Below are 16,588 nucleotides of genomic sequence, written 5' to 3' on the forward strand. Positions count from 1 at the left end.
GTGCGCTCCTACCGGTCCTGCTTCGACGGCGGCGTCACCGCGTCGTTGCGGCCCCGCCATGGTGCCGGCGTCGCGGGCCGCAGGCTGCTATAGGGCGCAATGGTCGATCGATAACCGACGGGCGCCACCTTCGCGGCGGCGTCGGCGGGATCGGCCGCCGCGACTTGCGTGGTGGCCGGCACGCAGCCGGACAGCGCGAGCGCAAGTGCGCCCAGCAGCGGCCAATAGAATGGACAGTGTCGTCCGCGCACCGCGGATGCGGCGGCGAACTTCGCCCCGGAAAGCGTCAGCATGATTCATCCCTGATCTCAAGACCACAGGTTCGCGCGCGCAGAAGCGCGCACGGCCCGAAAGCGTTACGTCAGATCAGGCGATGGGAGGGCGGTAGTGCCGGGGCGGTGCCGCGCTGTGCAGGCTGGCCACGAGCTCGGGCGCGCAGGTGGAGGTCGGCTGGACCGGCGTCGCGACCACAGGCAGATCGGCGGGCAACGCGCTCACGCACATCATTGCACAGCACGGGCCCACGGTTCCCTTGCCGCCATGATGATGCGGTGCGGGTGCGTCCTGTGCCGCGGTCTGGTGATGCGCATGCGGTCCGGCGTGATCATGCGAGGTCCCGCCATGACCGGCTGACATCTGGTGATGCGCCGGGACGAGGAGGGCTTCGTCGAGGCACGGTGCGGGACCGCTGCCCAAGGCGAGACTTGCCGCCGGCGCGAGCACGCAAAACAGATAGGCGAGGGCAACGAGGCGCCCCACCCTGATCCGCATCGATCGCGTCAATCGCAGCAACATTTCCGCCAATAGGCCCCTCGCGCGGCAATGTTGCACACGCTGATTGCAAACTAATGGCAAAAGACGCATTCGCCAAGAATTTATTACCGCAGTGCACCGCGCATGCCCAACATCGCGCCACGATGCTTGACCCTTTGGCGATCTGAGGGCCATGGTCCGGCCCGTGCACGCGCCGAAGCATCCAGGACAAACACCCGCTTCCTTCACCCCTGACTCCCGTCAGGCCTGGGTGCGCCTGGTGCTTGCGCTTGTGATCGGCTCGATCGGCGCCGTCGGCATGTGGGCGGTCGTGGTCGTGCTTCCCGTCGTTCAGACCGAATTCGGTGCCACGCGCGGCGCGGTGTCGCTGGCCTTCACGATGATGATGTTCGGCTTCGGGCTGGGCGGCGTGATCGCCGGCAAGATCACCGACCGGTTCGGCATCGTGCTGGCGATGGCGATCAGCATCGCCTTCCTCGGCGTCGCCAATGTGCTCGCGGGGCTATCGACCCAGCTCTGGCAGTTCGTGGCGGCCTACTTCCTGATCGGCCTCGGGACGTCGGCGACCTTCGCGCCGCTGATGGCGGAAGCCTCGCACTGGTTCGAGCGCTATCGGGGCCTTGCCGTGACCATCGTCGCCAGCGGCAATTATGTCGCCGGCACGATCTGGCCGCCGATCGTGAGCTGGGGCACCGAGACGATCGGCTGGCGCTACACCCATATCGGCATCGGCCTCGTCTGCGCGAGCACGATGGCGCTTCTGGTCCTCGTGCTGCGCGCGCAGATGGGCGACGACCATGTTCGCGATCATGCCAATGCGCCGCCGCCGCGGGTCGATCTCAAGCTCTCGACCAACACGCTGACGGTGCTGCTCTCGATCGCGGCCATCGCCTGCTGCGTCGCCATGGCGATGCCGCAGGTGCATATCGTCGCCTATTGCGGCGATCTCGGCTATGGCGTGGCGCGCGGCGCCGAGATGCTGTCGCTGATGATGGCATGCGGCATCGTCAGCCGGATCGGATCGGGCTATCTCGCCGACAAGATCGGCGGCATCCGCACGCTGCTGGTGGGGTCGCTGGCGCAGGGCTTTGCGCTGGTGTTCTATCTGTTCTTCGACAGCCTCACCTCGCTTTACCTGATCTCCGCGATGTTCGGCCTGTTCCAGGGTGGCATCGTGCCGAGCTATGCCATCATCGTGCGTGAGGCGATGCCGGCGAGCGAGGCTGCAACCCGCGTCGGCATCGTGATCTTCGCCTCCGTGTTCGGCATGTCGTTCGGCGGCTGGGTGTCGGGCGTCATCTTCGATGCCACCGGCTCATACGCCGCGGCGTTCGCGAACGGCGTGGCCTGGAACGCGCTCAACATCAGCATCGTCGTGCTGCTGTTGATCCGCTCGCGGATGAGCTCGGTCAAGACCGGACCGGGCTTTGCGACCTAGCGCTCCCTAATGCGAGAGCGGGTCGAGGAAAGGCGTATCGACCGCGCTGACGTAGAAGATGACGACCCTGGTCTCTCCGTCGGTGCGGTTGTAGCCGGTCATGGCCACGCCCGGCGGTTCGACCAACGCCTCGCCTGCCTTGACCGTGAGGGGCGCCTTGCCGGCCAGCTCCAGCGTGAAGGCGCCTTCGAGGACGTATACGGTCACAGGGAAACGATGGGTGTGATAGACGGTCTTGTCGCCCGGTTTGAATGACGCAGTCATGACCCGCACCGACGGCTTGTCATCCTTCGGCAGGCCCTCAACCACTTGCTGCAACACCAGATTCGGTTTGGCGATGCCATGCGCGTCGTGGCTCTGAGCGATGGCTGCGGCAGTCCAGCCCAGTGCGATTGCGGTGCCGAGGGCGAGGTGAGGGCGCATCTTCCGGTCTCCAATGCAAATCGGATGGGCGTCAGCCTAGGAGCGGTCGTTTCGGCCCGGGAGCCGCAACATTGCGGGTGGCGGCCGCAGAAGTGCATAATCCCGTCATGTTCGACTGGAATGACCTCAAATACTTCCTCGCGGTCGCGCGTCACGGCAGCACAATTGCCGCCGGCAAGGCGCTCGGTCTCAGCCAGTCGACCGTGCATCGCCGCCTCGACGAGCTCGAAAGGCGGCTTGGCCGCATGCTGGTCACGCGTCAGCAGAGCGGTTATCGCCTGACTGAGTTCGGCCATGCGCTGCTGCCCTATGCCGAGCGCGTCGAGGCCACCATCGTCGACTTCACGCGGCGGGCCGGCGATGTTGAGCAGGACATGAAGGGTGCGATCCGCGTCACCTGTCCGGAGCCGATCGTCGCCCGGTTGATTCAATCCGGTTTGATCGACAGTTTTCACGCCCAGCATCCTTCGCTCCGCGTCGAGTTCGTGATGAGCGATCGCTATCTCGACCTCTCCAAGGGCGAGGTCGACGTCGCCTTCCGCTCAGGCGACACCGACGATGAACTGGTCGGGCGCAAGATCGCGGAATCGGTCTGGGCCGTGTACGCCAGCGGCGACTATGTCGAACGACACGGCAAGCCTGAGCGCGTCGAGGATCTCGGTCGGCATCTGCTGGTGGGCCTCGACGATTCGCTGGCCAATCACCGTGCCGTCAAATGGCTCAAGGAGGTCGCGCCGGACGCCAGGATGGCCGCGCGCATCAACAGCGTGCTCGGGCTCGTCTCCGCGATCAAGTCGGGTGTTGGAATCGGGCCCCTTCCGATCGCGCTCGGCGACGCCGAGCCCGACCTCGTGCGCGTGCTTGCTCTCCCGGAATTGACGCGGAGCTGGCGCATCCTGACGCATCCCGATCTCAGGCGCGTGCCGCGGATCGCCGCGTTCTTCGACTTCATCGTGCTCGAGCGCGAGGCGCTGAAGCCCATCCTGACGGGATGATTCCTAAACCGCCTGTCCTGCCTTCAGCAGCGAGCAGCCCGTGATCTTGTAGCTGCCGTCCGCCTGCTGCTCGAGCGTGTACAGCGCTATCCACGCTTCGCCGTTGGCGTCGATGATGTGGACGCGCTGCGCGATCCAGCCGCCTTCAACCTTGCTCTCGCCGAACTCGAAGCTCCTGTGGCGGTAAACCGGCGCGTAACCGCTTTGCACCATCGACATGAAGGCACCGGGCGCGGGGAAGATCTCCCTGATTGCCGGGGCGGCGTGGGAATAGGCCGTGGCCGCATCGTCACGTGCAAAAGCTTGCTCCTGGGCGCGGATGACGTCCTGGGCCGCGGCGATATCGTCTGCGAGGGCTGCGGTCGAGCTGAAGACGAGGCTGATGGCGACGAGCAAGGCGGCGATGCGCATGACAGGCTCCGCGTTGAAATCCCGGCGATGCTGATCCTAGCATGACCTCAAGGTAATACGGGCGCCTATCGCTTCCGTTTCACCGCGGGTTTCGCCGGCTTGGCGCGTGCCCTGGCCTTGCCGGCCGGCTGCAGGCGCAAGCCATCGACGAACACGTCAAGCAGGCGCAGCACCGAGGATTGCCACCCCGGCTGGTCGTGCATGTAGCACATGCCGAAAAACGCCCGCAGCAGGTCCTCCGGGCTGATATCGGCGCGCATCTGGCCAGCCGCGACCGCGCGCCCGTGCAGCGAACCGATCGCCTTTGTCAGGCGGTCCATCGAGAAAGCGGCAAGTTCCGACGAGCTCTGATACGCCAGCGCCAGCGCGGCCAGCATGCCTTTTTTTGTGGCGACGAATTCGACGGCGGACTGCAGCCAGCGCCGCAGCGCCTCGACCGGATCCTTGGCGCCTCGCAGGTGCTCGGCCAACTCACTGAGCTGCTCGACTTCGCGCCGGTACACCGCCTCGAACAGATCCTCGCGGGTGGGGAAGTGCCGATAGAGCGTGCCGATGCCGACGCCGGCACGTTTTGCCACCGCCTCGAGACTCGCTTCAGGTCCGCCCGCGTTGAACACGGCCTTCGCCGCTTCGAGCACGCGCTCGCGATTGCGCACGGCGTCGGCGCGGGGCTTGCGGGTGTGATCGGCGTGGTCGTCCATATCAGGCAATGTAGATCACGAATTGGTTAGATTGAACCCTTGTCGAACCTTAACCGGCTGCATCGCGTTGGTAGCGCAGGGGCTTTTGACGAATTCCAAATATTTTCGGACGACCCTTGTTAAGCGGAGGGTGCCTCCGTATCTTCGCTCATGTGCCTTCCGCATTGTGTGCGGGCGGCGCGGATCGACGGCGGCCACGGCGGTGGCGCGCTGCGCGATGACTCATGTCCATATCTGATCGGAGCCTTGTATGAACCACTCCATCAGCCTCACAGTGAACGGTGCGCGGCGCGACTTCGTCCTCGACGATCCGCGCGTCACGCTGCTCGATCTCCTGCGTGAGCGCCTCCATCTCACCGGGACCAAGAAGGGGTGCGACCGCGGCCAGTGCGGCGCCTGCACCATCCTGGTCGACGGCAAGCGGATCAACTCCTGTCTCGCGCTCGCCATCAGCCATGACGGCGCCGACATCCTCACCATCGAAGGCGTCGCGCGCGGCGACCAGCTGCACCCGGTGCAGGCCGCCTTCATCGCCCATGACGGCTTTCAATGCGGCTTCTGCACGCCCGGCCAGATCATGAGCGCGATCGGCATGATGCAGGAGGCGCAGGCCGGCAACGACCCCGAGCGCATCCGCGAGTGCATGAGCGGCAACCTGTGCCGCTGCGGCGCCTATGCCGGCATCGTCGATGCCGTGCTCGAAGCGCAAGGGCAGATGGACGAATCCAATAAGAGGCGTTCGGCATGAAACCGTTTGATTATGTGAGGCCCGCCACGGTCTCCGAGGCCGTCGTCGCCGCCGCCCAGCCGGGCGCAGCCTATCTCGCCGCGGGCACCAACCTGCTCGATCTGATGAAGGGCAATATCAGCCGTCCGGATCGGCTGGTCGACGTCACCCATCTCGACGGGCTCGATGCCATCGAGACGCTTCCCGACGGCTCGTTGCGCATCGGCGCGCTGGTGAGCAATGCCGATCTCGCGCATGATCCGGTCTTTGCAAGGTCCTACCCGGCCGTCGCCGAGGCGCTGCTCTCCGGAGCATCCGCGCAACTGCGCAATGCCGCCACCGTCGGCGGCAATCTCTTGCAACGGACGCGCTGCGCGTATTTCTACGACACCGCCAGCCGCTGCAACAAGCGCGAGGCTGGCAGCGGTTGCGATGCCCGCGAGGGCGAGAGCCGCGGCCATGCCGTGCTCGGCTGGAGCGAGAGCTGCATCGCCACGCATCCCTCCGATTTCTGCGTACCCTTGGTCGCGCTCGACGCCGTCGTCGAGATCGAGGGCAGGGGCGGCCGTCGCGAGATCGCGCTCGACGAACTGCATCGCCTGCCCGGCAATTCGCCTGAGCGTGAATCGGCGCTTGAGCCCGGCGATCTCGTCGTCGCGGTGCGCCTGCCGCCTGCGGCGCGCGGCTTCGCCGCGCATGCGCGCTATCTCAAGGTTCGTGACCGCACCTCCTACGCCTTCGCCGTGGTATCCGCCGCGGCCGCGTTGCGGATCGAGAACGGCAAGGTCGCGGAGGCGCGGATCGCGCTCGGCGGTGTCGCCGCCAAGCCGTGGCGCGCCCGCGCCGCGGAAGACGTGCTCAGGGGTGTCGCGCCGACGGCAGATGCGTTCCAGGAAGCCGCCTGGCGCGCGCTCACCGACGCAAAGCCGTCCGGCGACAATGCCTTCAAGATCGAGCTCGCGCGTCGCATCGTCGTGCGCGCGCTGCGACTTGCCGCCGCGGGTACGCCTGCGCGTCTGCCGGCGTTGCCGGCCTCTCCCTTTGCCTCGACATCCGGAGCCATTCATGCCTGAGCTCAATCTCACCAGCGCCCCCGCCCATCTCAGGCACGGCTCGAACATCGGCCAGCCGCTCACCCGCCGTGACGGCGTGCTCAAGGTCACGGGGCAGGCGACCTATGCCGCCGACAATCACCCACCCGGCATGTTGTTTGCGGTGATCGCTGTCTCCGGCATCGCGCATGGCCGAGTGGTCTCGCTCGACGTCGCCGCAGCAAAACGCCATCCCGGGGTCGTCGATGTCATGACGCCCGACCACAAGCCGCAGCTCGCGATGGACCCTGAGATCAAGACCAATCCGTTCGTGTTCCGGATGGAAACGTTGCAGAGCAACGAGGTCCGCTACGCCAACCAGCCCATCGCGGTCGTGATTGCGGAAACGCTGGAAGCCGCGACGGAAGGTGCGGCGCTGCTGGCGCCGCGCTACGAGACGCTGCCTCCGCTGGTCGGGCTCGACGCCGGCGAGAGCTTCGTGCCGCCCGTCGTCGGCGTCGGCAATCCCACCGAGAATCACCTCGGCGATGTCGAGGCGGGCCTTGCCTCGGCCGAGAAGCGGATCGACGCGACTTACGAGACGCCGCCGCAATATCACAATGCGATGGAGCCGCATGCGATCGTGGTTCAATGGGATGGCGACAGGCTATCGGTGGACATGCCGACCCAGGGTCTGATGCTTTCGCTCGCGCGCATTGCCGAATTGTTCGGTATCGCGCACGACAAGATCCACATCCGCAGTCCCTTCCTCGGCGGCGGCTTCGGCTCGAAGGGGCTCATGGGCGGTCCGCCGGTCCTCGGCATCATGGCGGCGAAGCTGGTCGGCAGGCCGATCAAGCTGGTGCTGCGCCGTGAGCAGATGTACGGCCCGGTCGGCCATCGCGCGCCGACGCGCCAGCGCCTGCGCATCGGCGCCGACAGCGAGGGACGTCTGACTGCGCTCGATCATCACGCCAGGACCGTGTCGAGCACGTTCGACGATTTCTACGAGCCTGCGGCCGATGCCTCGCACACGCTCTACGCGGCGCCAGCGATCCGCACCTCGCATGACGCCGTGCGCGTCAACACGGGCACGCCGCTGTTCATGCGCGCGCCCGGCGAGGCAACCGGGTCGATCGCACTCGAAAGTGCGATCGACGAAATGGCCTGGGCCTGCGGCATGGATCCGCTCGCCTTCCGCCTGAAGAACTATGCCGAGGTCGAGCCTATCACCGGCAAGCCGTTCTCGTCGAAGGCACTGCGTGCCTGTTACGAGCAGGGTGCGGCGCGGTTCGGCTGGGCCAGGCGATCCCTGCAGCCGCGGCAGATGCGCGACGATGACGGCCTGCTGGTCGGCTGGGGCATGGGCACCGCGACCTTTCCGGCGCTGATGTTCCAGGCGGAAGCGCGCGCGGCGATCCGGCGCGACGGTTCGGGCGTGATGGAGATCGGCGCGCACGACATGGGGCAGGGCGCCTGGACGGCGCTGGCGCAGATCGCGGCCGATGCCGTCGGTCTCGACATCGACCGCGTCACGTTCAAGGCCGGCACGTCAGACCTGCCCGATGCCGGCATCGCAGGTGGGTCCGCGCATACGGCAACCGCGGGTGCTGCGATCCACAGCGCCGGCGCGGCCGTGATCGCAAAGCTCGCCGATCTCGCCACCGGTGACGAGCGCTCGCCGCTGTTCGGCGCCGGCAATACCGGTGTGATCGCGCGCGACGGCAGGCTGATCCGCCGTGACGACGAGAGCCGCGGCGAGAGCTACGCCGAGATCCTTGCGCGCGCGGGCGTCGCCGAGGTCGAGGCCCGCGGCACCGGCGCGCCGAACCCTGCGGCGATGGAGGAATACGCCATGCACGCCCATGGCGCGGTGTTCGCGGAGGTGAAGGTCGATCCCGAGCTCGGCCAAATCCGCGTCACCCGCATGGTCGGGGCCTTCGCTGCCGGACGCATCGTCAACCCGCGCATGGTGCAGAGCCAGCTGTTCGGCGGCATGATCTGGGGGATGTCCTTTGCGCTGCACGAGGAGGCGATCACCGATCGCCGGACCGGCCGCATCATGAACGCCAATCTCGGCGAGTACCATGTCCCGGTGAATGCCGACGTGCCGCCGCTCGACGTGATCACGGTCGAGGAGCAAGACCCGCACGTCAACGCGCTCGGCATCAAGGGCGTCGGCGAGATCGGCATCACCGGCAGCGCCGGTGCGGTCGCCAACGCGGTCTGGCACGCGACCGGCGTGCGTGTCCGCAGATTCCCGATCCGGATCGAGGATTTGCTGACGCAGCTTTGAGCAGCCTCACGGCACCGGGCGCGCCGCGCCCGGTGCCGCTAAAGCGCGATACGCCGAGATGCCAATCGCGCCTTAGCGGATCGAGCCGGAGAAATTGTCGATGTCGGGCGAGGCGCGCGCCGGAAACAGCCGGGCGGTCGAGGAGTTGTCGAGCCTTCGCCTGCACTTCGCCTCGTCGTCGGTGTCCTTGCCGGTGCGCTTGTTCGCGAATGCGTCGTCGAGACGGTTGACGACCAGCATGGCGTGGTCGCGCTCCAGCGTATCGGGATTCTTGCGCTGTTCGTCGGCGCGGAAAGAGCCGCCCGCCATCTTGCCGGTCATGTCGTAGTCGCAGCCGGCCTTCCAATCGCCCTGATCCCATTTCCACCCATGCGCGGTCAGCCGGCCAGTCTTGTCGATGGTGACCTTCAGAATCGCGTTGTGGGCGAGCCAGATGCCGGGCAGGCCCTCGCGCTTGTCGTCGAAGCCTTCCAGCAGCGCGATCCGCTCGCGCTGGAGGGCATCGACGTGATCCCGCCCGCTGGCGGTCGCGTGCATTTCCGAGCTGCGCTTTTCCCAGGCCGGATGCAGAAATTCGGGGAATTGCATGGTCTGCGCCTGCACCCAGTTGCGCTGGTCTTCCGTCAGCGCGCGCCGTGTCACATCGTCGAGCCGCGGCAGCAGCGCCTTCCAGGCGCGGTTCAATCGCTGATCGTTCTCGGCCAGATCGGGGTCCGAGCAGATCTCTTCGTCCGTCGCGGTCACCGGACGCACACAATCGAAAGTCGGCGCGACGAACGAGGTCTCGGTCTTGTCGGCGTCGCCGGAGGTGCCGCTCGCGAAATAGGTGCCGGTGATCTGCCACAGATAGTCGCAATCGTCGCCTTCCTCGGTCGTATCGTCGCCATCGATCATGACGACGCGAAGGGTCTCGCCCTGGCGACGGAGCTTGATCGCCGGAAGTTTTGCCGGCTTGGTCTGCTGCTGGCCTGCCGGTGACGCGGCGTTCGGCAGTCGGATCGACCCGCTCAGCCAGTTGCCGGCCTTCGTCACGGTCGTGCTCAGCTTGCATTGCCGATGCCTGTCACTGCCGTAATAGGCCCGCATGTCGATCGTCAGGTGCCGCACGCCGTTCGCATCCGGCGAGAGGGTGAGGCTTCCGAACGCGTTGGCCCATTTGCCGGAGAACCCGCTCCGCCCGAAGCCGCCGGCGATCTCGTCGAGCGCGGCCTGGCGCTGGCGCAGCGTCGCGGCAAAGTTGTCGCGCAGCTCGGCTTCGTCGACCTCCTGCACGGTGTCGGCGGCTAGCGAGATCATCTCGTTGAACCAGGCCTCGTCGCGCTTGAGCAGAGGCCGGATATTGACGGGCGCCCTGGCGAGCGCCGCATCGAAGGATTTGTCGATCGCGGCGACGAGCCTGTCGTAGCCCCTTTCCTGACAAGCAGCAGGCTTGATCGCACTCCCGTTGCCGTTGGCCTCGCCGCATAGCGTGATTGCGGTCGGCGCACTGCTGGCGGCGCGGAGGAAATCGTCCATGGCGTGGCAGGTGACGGGAGCGAGCAGGGCCGTCGCGGTGACGAGCGCGAGGCGAAACGGGGCGAACATTGGCGGCTCTTGGCTGGAGCGGGATCGTGCCTGTCCGTTGGTCGTCCGCGGCGTCAGCGAGGTTCAGGAGGGCTCGGGAAGGTCGACCCCCGTGCCGATCCGATCAATGCAACTTCCTGCGCAGGGCCTTGACCGCTTCTCGCTGCATCTCGATGTACTCGGCGATGGCCTTGCGCAGCTCGCGCGAATGGAGCTTGTCGGCGTCGCGCAAAGCTTCGTCGAGCACGGCTTCGGCATTGGCAAGAGTGATCTTCATGCGCTGGCTCCCGTTACGAAGCGGCCCCGGAGTACCTAGGAGTCCGGGACCATAGCCTCAGCACCTTTGCGCCAGGCTGCTCGGCTACGTTTCGTATTATATAGCGGTCGCGTGCGCGGAAATTGAGATGGCTCAAGGACCGTAAGATAACGGTGTTCGCACGATTACGGATGGGCCGATTTTCAGAACGTCGGCGGCGTGCAGGCCGAGATCACCTCGCACGCCTTGCCGCCGACGCAGCGAAATCGGTGCGGGCGGCGGCTCTCGAAATAATAGGCATCGCCCGGGTTGAGGATGCGGCGCTCGTCCTCGACGGTGACTTCGAGCTTGCCCGAGATCACGATGCCGCCTTCCTCGCCCTCATGGACGAGATGGACGCGGCCGGTGTCGCTGCCGGGCTCGTAGCGCTCCTTGAGGATCTGCAGGCTGCGGCCGAACAGATTGTCTCCGACCTGCCGATACGAGATCGGCTTCTTGCCGACCTCGGTCAGTTCCTCGGCGCGGTAGAAGATCTTGCGCCTGGTCTCCGGCTCCAGCGCAAAGAACTCGGCGAGCCCCATCGGGATGCCGTCGAGGATGCGTTTGAGCGCGCCGACGGAAGGGTTCATCTGGTTGGATTCGATCAGCGAGATCGTCGAATTGGTGACCCCGGCGCGCTTGGCCAGCTCGCGCTGCGACAGCTTGTGGCGCGCCCGGATGAATCGCAGCCGTCCACCGATGTCGACGCTCATGCCCCTGGTCCCGTGTTGCAAGTGTTGCGGATCGCACAAATATGGACCAGCAGCCCCAGACAAATCAATGGGTTGCGGCGCAACAGAAAAGGACTTGTTGCGCATTCCAAACCGTGGCTCAGCTATGCAGTCAGCAAAGGAGCGCGGCCGTGACCCTTCATCAGATTCCGAACACTATCAAGACCGACTCGTTCTGGATGCCGTTCACGGCCAACCGGCAGTTCAAGAAGGCGCCGCGCCTGTTCTCCTCGGCCGAGGGCATGCACTACACCACCGTCGACGGCCGCAAGGTGATCGACGGCTCCGCGGGCCTGTGGTGCGTCAATGCCGGCCACGGCCGCAAGCAGATCGCGGCTGCGGTCGAGCGGCAGCTGATGACGCTGGACTTCGCGCCCTCGTTCCAGATGGGCCATCCGCTGGCCTTCGACTTCGCCGAGCGCCTCGCCGAGATCGCGCCGAAGGGCCTCGACCGCATCTTCTTCACCAATTCCGGCTCCGAGTCGGTCGATACCGCACTGAAGATTGCGCTCGCCTATCACCGCGCCACCGGCCAGGCGAGCCGCACCCGCCTGATCGGCCGCGAGCGCGGCTATCACGGCGTCGGCTTCGGCGGCACCTCGGTCGGCGGCATGGTCGCGAACCGCCGCGCCTTCACGACGCTGCTGCCGGGCGTCGACCACATCCGCCATACCCACGACCTCACCCGCAACGCCTTCGCCAAGGACCAGCCCGAGCATGGCGCCGAGCTCGCCGACGATCTCGAGCGTCTGGTGGCCCTGCACGGCGCCGAGACCATCGCCGCCGTCATCGTCGAGCCGGTGCCGGGCTCGACCGCGGTGCTGCCGCCGCCGAAGGGCTATCTGCAGCGCCTGCGCGAGATCTGCGACAAGCACGGCATCCTCCTGATCTTCGACGAGGTCATCACCGGCTTCGGCCGCCTCGGCACCCCGTTCGCCGCCAATTTCTTCGGCGTCACGCCGGACCTAATGACGACGGCCAAGGGCATCACCAACGGCACCATTCCCTGCGGCGCGGTGTTCGCGCACCGCAAGGTGCATGACGCCATGATGATCGGCCCGGAAAACGTGATGGAGCTGTTCCACGGCTACACCTATTCGGCGCATCCGACCGCCTGCGCCGCCGGTATCGCGACGCTCGACATCTACAAGGACGAAGGCCTGCTCACGCGCGGTGCGTCGATCGCCGAATACTGGCGCGATGCGCTGCATTCGCTCAAGGGCCTGCCCAACGTCATCGACATCCGCAATTGCGGCTTGATGGGGGCGGTCGAGCTGTCGCCGCGCGACGGCGCGGTCGGTGCGCGCGGCTACGACGTGATGGTCGACTGCTTCAATCGCGGGCTGTACTTCCGCATGAGCGGTGACTCCTTCGCGCTGTCGCCGCCCCTCATCGTCGAGAAGAGCCACATCGACGACATCGTGTCGATCCTGGGCGATGCCATCAAGCGGGTGGCCTGATAATTGCTCTCGCCGTTGCGAGTTGTGTCCTTGCAGCGGCGAGCGTGATGCCGCGGGAGTTTGACGAAGCGTGAAAGTTCTGATCCTCGGCAGCGGTGTCATCGGTGTCACCTCTGCCTACTACCTCGCACGTGCCGGCCACGAGGTGACGGTCGTCGACCGTCAACCGGAGCCGGCGCTTGAGACCTCCTTTGCCAATGCCGGCGAAGTCTCGCCCGGCTATTCCTCGCCCTGGGCCGGGGCCGGCGTGCCGGTGAAGGCGGTGAAGTGGCTGCTGATGAAGCACGGCCCGCTGGTGATCCGGCCAAAGCTCGATCCCGTGATGTGGGTCTGGCTGCTCAAGATGCTGCGCAATTGCACCAGCGCGCGCTATGCGGTCAACAAGAGCCGGATGATCCCGATCGCAGAATACAGCCGCGATGCCTTGCGCGATCTGCGCCGCGACATCGGCATCCAGTATGACGAGCGCTCGCAAGGTACGCTGCAGCTGTTCCGCTACCAGGCGCAACTCGACGGCACCGGCGAAGACATCGCCGTGCTCAAGCAATATGGCGTGCCGTTCGAGGTGCTGAGCCGCGAGGGCTGCATCGCGGTCGAGCCGGCGCTCGCAGGCGTGAAGGAGAAGTTCGTCGGCGGGCTCCGCCTGCCGCAGGACGAGACCGGCGACTGCCACATGTTCACGCAGGCGCTGGCCAAGCATGCCGAGGCGCTCGGCGTGCGCTTCATGTTCAACACCTCGATCGACCGTATCGTCACCGACGGCGCGCGTGTCAGTGGCGTCGCCACCAGCGCCGGGATGCTGCAGGCGGATTCTTACGTGCTCGCGCTCGGCAGCTGGTCGTCGCGACTCGCGGCTCCGCTCGGCATCTCGCTGCCGGTCTATCCGGTGAAGGGCTATTCGATCACGGTGCCGATCAAGGACGTCTCCGGTGCGCCGGAATCGACCGTGATGGACGAGAGCTACAAAGTCGCGATCACGCGCCTTGGCAATCGTATCCGTGTCGGCGGCACCGCTGAAATTTCCGGCTATTCGGACAAGCTCTACGATGCGCGCCGCGCCACGCTCGATCATTCGCTGACCGATCTGTTCCCGCGCGGCGGCGATCTCGCCAAGGCGACGTTCTGGAGCGGCCTGCGTCCGATGACGCCGGACGGCCCGCCCGTGATCGGCCCGACGCCCTACGCCAATCTCCACCTCAACACCGGCCACGGCACGCTCGGCTGGACCATGTCCTGCGGCTCGGGCCGCGTGCTCGCGGACCTGCTGTCGGGCAAGAAGCCTGATATCGACGTCAGTGCGCTGACGGTGGACCGGTACAATCACCGGTTTGGGTAGGCGGTTTTTCCGCGCATCCAAAGCCATCACCGTCACCCTGAGGCGTGAGCTGCGCGGCGCAATAGCGCCGTGCGGCGAGCCTCGAAGGGCGACGGCCCGGCTGCATCGGGGCCGTGCATCCTTCGAGGCTCCCAGTGGAACGCGTTGCGTCCCACGCTTCGCACCTCAGGATGACGGAACGAACTGGCGGTTCGCTATTCAGAGCGACTTGCGGCGTGCGGACAGGATCCGGGCGACATGGCCTTCGTCGCCGTACATCGCGTCCCACAGATCGACACCGGAGGCCCACGATCCCATCCAGTCGTCGATGCTGGGGGCATCCTCGAAGAAGGCGTCGGTCCAGTCATCGCCATCGTGACCATTGGGATCGAAGATCCGCATCCGGAAACCCGGGTCGTAACAATCGATGCACGAGTAGATGGCGCATCCCCAATGGCAGATCGGCAGAAGGCCGTCCGGCCAAGCCAGCTCCGGATCGCTCCGAAACAAGTCGTAGATCGCAACAGCGGTCTTGCCGGTATCGTCGGGAACGCCGTTGGTCAGTCCGATCAACCCGTATCCGGGGCCGAAACCTCCATTGCCGATATCTGCATACATCCGTTTCAGGAGGGGTGGCAGCCGGAAGCGAAGATGCTCTTCGTCGGAGGCAATAACGCTTGCCTTGGCGGGGACGAGTCCCGCGCGCGGAAGTCGGCCCAGATCGGTGGGCTTTGTCTTCAACCGACGCCGGATCGCAGCGATGATAAGGTCATCCATCGACGGGGCCCTTCGTCCTGAAGAATGCGTTCACATCATGCCAGCAGACGGCATTTGGCGATACTACCCCGCTCCCGTCACGCAATTCACCCACAGCACGACGGACTTCGCATCATTCGCCGGGTTCGAAAACCGGTGCGGCCGCCGGCTGGCGAAGCGAAAGCTGTCGCCGGTCTTCAGCGACCAGGTCTCGCTGTCCACCGTCAGCATCATCTCGCCTTCGAGCACGAGGCCGGCCTCTTCGCCGTCATGGGTGTAGAGCTCGTCGCCGGTGGAGCCGCCGGGCTCCAGATGCACCAGAAACAGATTGAGCTTGCTGTCGGCGCTGGCCGGGCTCAGCAATTGCTTCGACACGCCGGTGCGCCACAGCTTCAACTCCGGCCGCTGCAGCCCACGCGTCACGACCCGATCGGAGGCACCGTCGGCGCTCGGGCTTGCGCCGAACAGTGCGGCGATGCCGACGCCGAGCACGTCGGCGAGCGTTGCCAGCACCCGCAGCGAGGGCGAGGACAGGCCGCGCTCGATCTGGCTGAGGAAGCCGATCGAAAGCTCCGTGCGCGCTGCGACCGTCTCCAGCGAGAATTGCCTGACGCGCCGGAGGTCGCGGATACGGCGGCCGACCGCGACGTCCATCGCAGGCTCCGCCGGCTTGGTGACGGCTTTGGACTTCGCCCGCTTCGCCGGCTTGCTTGCCGCCGGTTTGCGCATTCTCTTGCCACCGCTCACGTCAAACCGCTTCCTTCATGTGCATGAAAACCACTTGCATCGTTCGCGAAAGTGTCACCAAATTTTCATATTGGTGAAAATAGGCCGAAACGGCGCGGCCCGCAACGTCTGATCACGACGGCGCGGCGCCGAGGGCGGCCAGACCCAAGGGGGATGCGATGAAGCGTATTGTTCAGGCCGCGATGGCGGCACTCGCGATTGCAGCAGCGACGCCGGCCTCGGCGCAACAGGTGCTGAAGGTCGGCTCGACCCCGACGGGCATTCCCTTCACCTTCCTCGACACCAAGACCAACACCATCCAGGGTATCATGGTCGATCTCATCACCGAGGTCGGCAAGGATGCCGGCTTCAACGTGCAGATCGAGCCGATGCAGTTCTCGGCGCTGATCCCCTCGCTGACCTCGAGCAAGATCGACATCATCGCCGCCGCGATGTTCATTACCGCGCCGCGCAAGGAGGTCGTCGACTTCTCCGACCCGATCTACACCTATGGCGAGGGCCTCGTCGTGCCGAAGGGCGACACCAAGGCCTATGCCACGCAGGAGGATTTGAAGGGCGAGACGGTGGGCGCGCAAGTCGGCACCGCCTTCGTCGACGCGCTGAAGAAGACCGGCCTGTTCGCCGACGTGAAGGCCTACGACACCATTCCGGACATTCTGCGCGACGTGAACACCGGCCGCCTCAAGGCCGGCTATGCCGACTATCCGATCCTCGCCTACAATCTGAAGCAGGGCGGCTTCCCTGAAGTGCGCCTCGTCGACGGCTACAAGCCCGTCACCGTCGGCTCGGTCGGCATCGGCGTGCGCAAGGGCGAGACCGCGCTGCTCGGCAAGATCAACGCTTCGCTGACGAAGCTGAAGGCCAACGGCACCATCGACAAGATCCTCGACAAATGGGGCCTCAAGGCACAGGGCTGATCGATAGA

Annotated in this window: 18 protein-coding genes; 8 read left to right on the forward strand and 10 right to left on the reverse strand. The window is 65.8% G+C overall.

The window, feature by feature from the left end; translation table 11 throughout:
- Positions 1-8 precede the first annotated feature (8 nt).
- Entirely contained in the window at positions 9-293 is a 285-nt protein-coding gene (locus UNPF46_RS14375; protein WP_142250447.1) for a hypothetical protein, read from the reverse strand.
- 73 nt (positions 294-366) lie between these two features.
- A complete protein-coding gene (locus UNPF46_RS14380) occupies positions 367-795 on the reverse strand; it encodes a hypothetical protein (protein WP_100179839.1) in 429 nt (142 codons plus the stop codon).
- Positions 796-946: 151 nt separating this feature from the next.
- Between UNPF46_RS14380 and UNPF46_RS14385 the strand changes: the two genes are divergently transcribed.
- Positions 947-2,212: an MFS transporter gene (locus UNPF46_RS14385; protein WP_142250448.1), complete on the forward strand. Its 1,266-nt coding sequence runs from the start codon at positions 947-949 to the stop codon at positions 2,210-2,212.
- A gap of 6 nt (positions 2,213-2,218) precedes the next feature.
- Here UNPF46_RS14385 and UNPF46_RS14390 read toward each other — a convergent pair whose 3' ends face one another.
- Entirely contained in the window at positions 2,219-2,635 is a 417-nt protein-coding gene (locus UNPF46_RS14390; RefSeq protein WP_142250449.1) for a cupin domain-containing protein, read from the reverse strand.
- Positions 2,636-2,712: 77 nt separating this feature from the next.
- Here UNPF46_RS14390 and UNPF46_RS14395 point away from each other — a divergent pair, with 77 nt between their 5' ends.
- Positions 2,713-3,630, forward strand: a complete 918-nt coding sequence (locus UNPF46_RS14395; RefSeq protein WP_142250450.1) for a LysR family transcriptional regulator — start codon at positions 2,713-2,715, stop codon at positions 3,628-3,630.
- A gap of 3 nt (positions 3,631-3,633) precedes the next feature.
- On the opposite strand, the gene UNPF46_RS14400 is transcribed toward UNPF46_RS14395, so the two are convergent.
- Both UNPF46_RS14400 and UNPF46_RS14405 read right to left on the reverse strand, forming a co-directional pair.
- Complete coding sequence (locus UNPF46_RS14400; protein WP_142250451.1) at positions 3,634-4,041, reverse strand: DUF4864 domain-containing protein; 408 nt, start codon at positions 4,039-4,041, stop codon at positions 3,634-3,636.
- Positions 4,042-4,106: 65 nt separating this feature from the next.
- On the reverse strand, positions 4,107-4,742 hold the full coding sequence (locus tag UNPF46_RS14405; RefSeq protein ID WP_100179844.1) for a TetR/AcrR family transcriptional regulator: 636 nt from the start codon (positions 4,740-4,742) through the stop codon (positions 4,107-4,109).
- A gap of 250 nt (positions 4,743-4,992) precedes the next feature.
- Here UNPF46_RS14405 and UNPF46_RS14410 point away from each other — a divergent pair, with 250 nt between their 5' ends.
- Genes UNPF46_RS14410 through UNPF46_RS14420 form a run of 3 tightly spaced genes read left to right on the forward strand, consistent with a single transcriptional unit; the run spans position 4,993 to position 8,796 of the window.
- On the forward strand, positions 4,993-5,490 hold the full coding sequence (locus UNPF46_RS14410; RefSeq protein WP_142250452.1) for a (2Fe-2S)-binding protein: 498 nt from the start codon (positions 4,993-4,995) through the stop codon (positions 5,488-5,490).
- The gene (locus UNPF46_RS14415) at positions 5,487-6,542 is read left to right on the forward strand and encodes an FAD binding domain-containing protein (RefSeq protein ID WP_142250453.1); all 1,056 of its coding nucleotides are present in this window, start codon (positions 5,487-5,489) and stop codon (positions 6,540-6,542) included. The genes UNPF46_RS14410 and UNPF46_RS14415 overlap by 4 nt, the downstream gene beginning before the upstream one ends.
- A complete protein-coding gene (locus tag UNPF46_RS14420; protein WP_142250454.1) occupies positions 6,535-8,796 on the forward strand; it encodes a xanthine dehydrogenase family protein molybdopterin-binding subunit in 2,262 nt (753 codons plus the stop codon). The genes UNPF46_RS14415 and UNPF46_RS14420 overlap by 8 nt, the downstream gene beginning before the upstream one ends.
- A 72-nt stretch (positions 8,797-8,868) precedes the next feature.
- On the opposite strand, the gene UNPF46_RS14425 is transcribed toward UNPF46_RS14420, so the two are convergent.
- The 3 genes from UNPF46_RS14425 to UNPF46_RS14430 form a co-directional block, all read right to left on the reverse strand.
- Complete coding sequence (locus UNPF46_RS14425; RefSeq protein ID WP_142250455.1) at positions 8,869-10,380, reverse strand: lysozyme inhibitor LprI family protein; 1,512 nt, start codon at positions 10,378-10,380, stop codon at positions 8,869-8,871.
- 103 nt (positions 10,381-10,483) lie between these two features.
- Positions 10,484-10,636: a hypothetical protein gene (locus tag UNPF46_RS37500; protein WP_174719170.1), complete on the reverse strand. Its 153-nt coding sequence runs from the start codon at positions 10,634-10,636 to the stop codon at positions 10,484-10,486.
- Positions 10,637-10,818: 182 nt separating this feature from the next.
- Positions 10,819-11,367 carry a cupin domain-containing protein gene (locus UNPF46_RS14430; protein ID WP_100179849.1) on the reverse strand — a complete coding sequence of 183 codons (549 nt, stop codon included), beginning with the start codon at positions 11,365-11,367 and terminating at the stop codon, positions 10,819-10,821.
- Between the two features lie 149 nt (positions 11,368-11,516).
- Here UNPF46_RS14430 and aptA point away from each other — a divergent pair, with 149 nt between their 5' ends.
- Both aptA and UNPF46_RS14440 read left to right on the forward strand, forming a co-directional pair.
- Positions 11,517-12,845 carry an omega-aminotransferase AptA gene (gene aptA / locus UNPF46_RS14435; protein ID WP_142250456.1) on the forward strand — a complete coding sequence of 443 codons (1,329 nt, stop codon included), beginning with the start codon at positions 11,517-11,519 and terminating at the stop codon, positions 12,843-12,845.
- Between the two features lie 70 nt (positions 12,846-12,915).
- Positions 12,916-14,181 (forward strand): D-amino acid dehydrogenase, encoded by a 1,266-nt coding sequence (locus UNPF46_RS14440; protein ID WP_142250457.1) that lies wholly within the window; start codon positions 12,916-12,918, stop codon positions 14,179-14,181.
- A 198-nt stretch (positions 14,182-14,379) separates the two neighbouring features.
- Here UNPF46_RS14440 and UNPF46_RS38625 read toward each other — a convergent pair whose 3' ends face one another.
- Both UNPF46_RS38625 and UNPF46_RS14450 read right to left on the reverse strand, forming a co-directional pair.
- Positions 14,380-14,937 carry an SMI1/KNR4 family protein gene (locus UNPF46_RS38625; protein ID WP_142250458.1) on the reverse strand — a complete coding sequence of 186 codons (558 nt, stop codon included), beginning with the start codon at positions 14,935-14,937 and terminating at the stop codon, positions 14,380-14,382.
- A 63-nt stretch (positions 14,938-15,000) separates the two neighbouring features.
- Positions 15,001-15,645 carry a helix-turn-helix domain-containing protein gene (locus tag UNPF46_RS14450; protein WP_181769934.1) on the reverse strand — a complete coding sequence of 215 codons (645 nt, stop codon included), beginning with the start codon at positions 15,643-15,645 and terminating at the stop codon, positions 15,001-15,003.
- A gap of 176 nt (positions 15,646-15,821) precedes the next feature.
- Between UNPF46_RS14450 and UNPF46_RS14455 the strand changes: the two genes are divergently transcribed.
- Positions 15,822-16,580, forward strand: a complete 759-nt coding sequence (locus UNPF46_RS14455) for an ABC transporter substrate-binding protein (protein ID WP_100179853.1) — start codon at positions 15,822-15,824, stop codon at positions 16,578-16,580.
- Positions 16,581-16,588: the final 8 nt, after the last annotated feature.

The organism is Bradyrhizobium sp. UNPF46 (assembly GCF_006658625.1).
Classification (GTDB): Bacteria; Pseudomonadota; Alphaproteobacteria; order Rhizobiales; family Xanthobacteraceae; genus Bradyrhizobium; species Bradyrhizobium nitroreducens.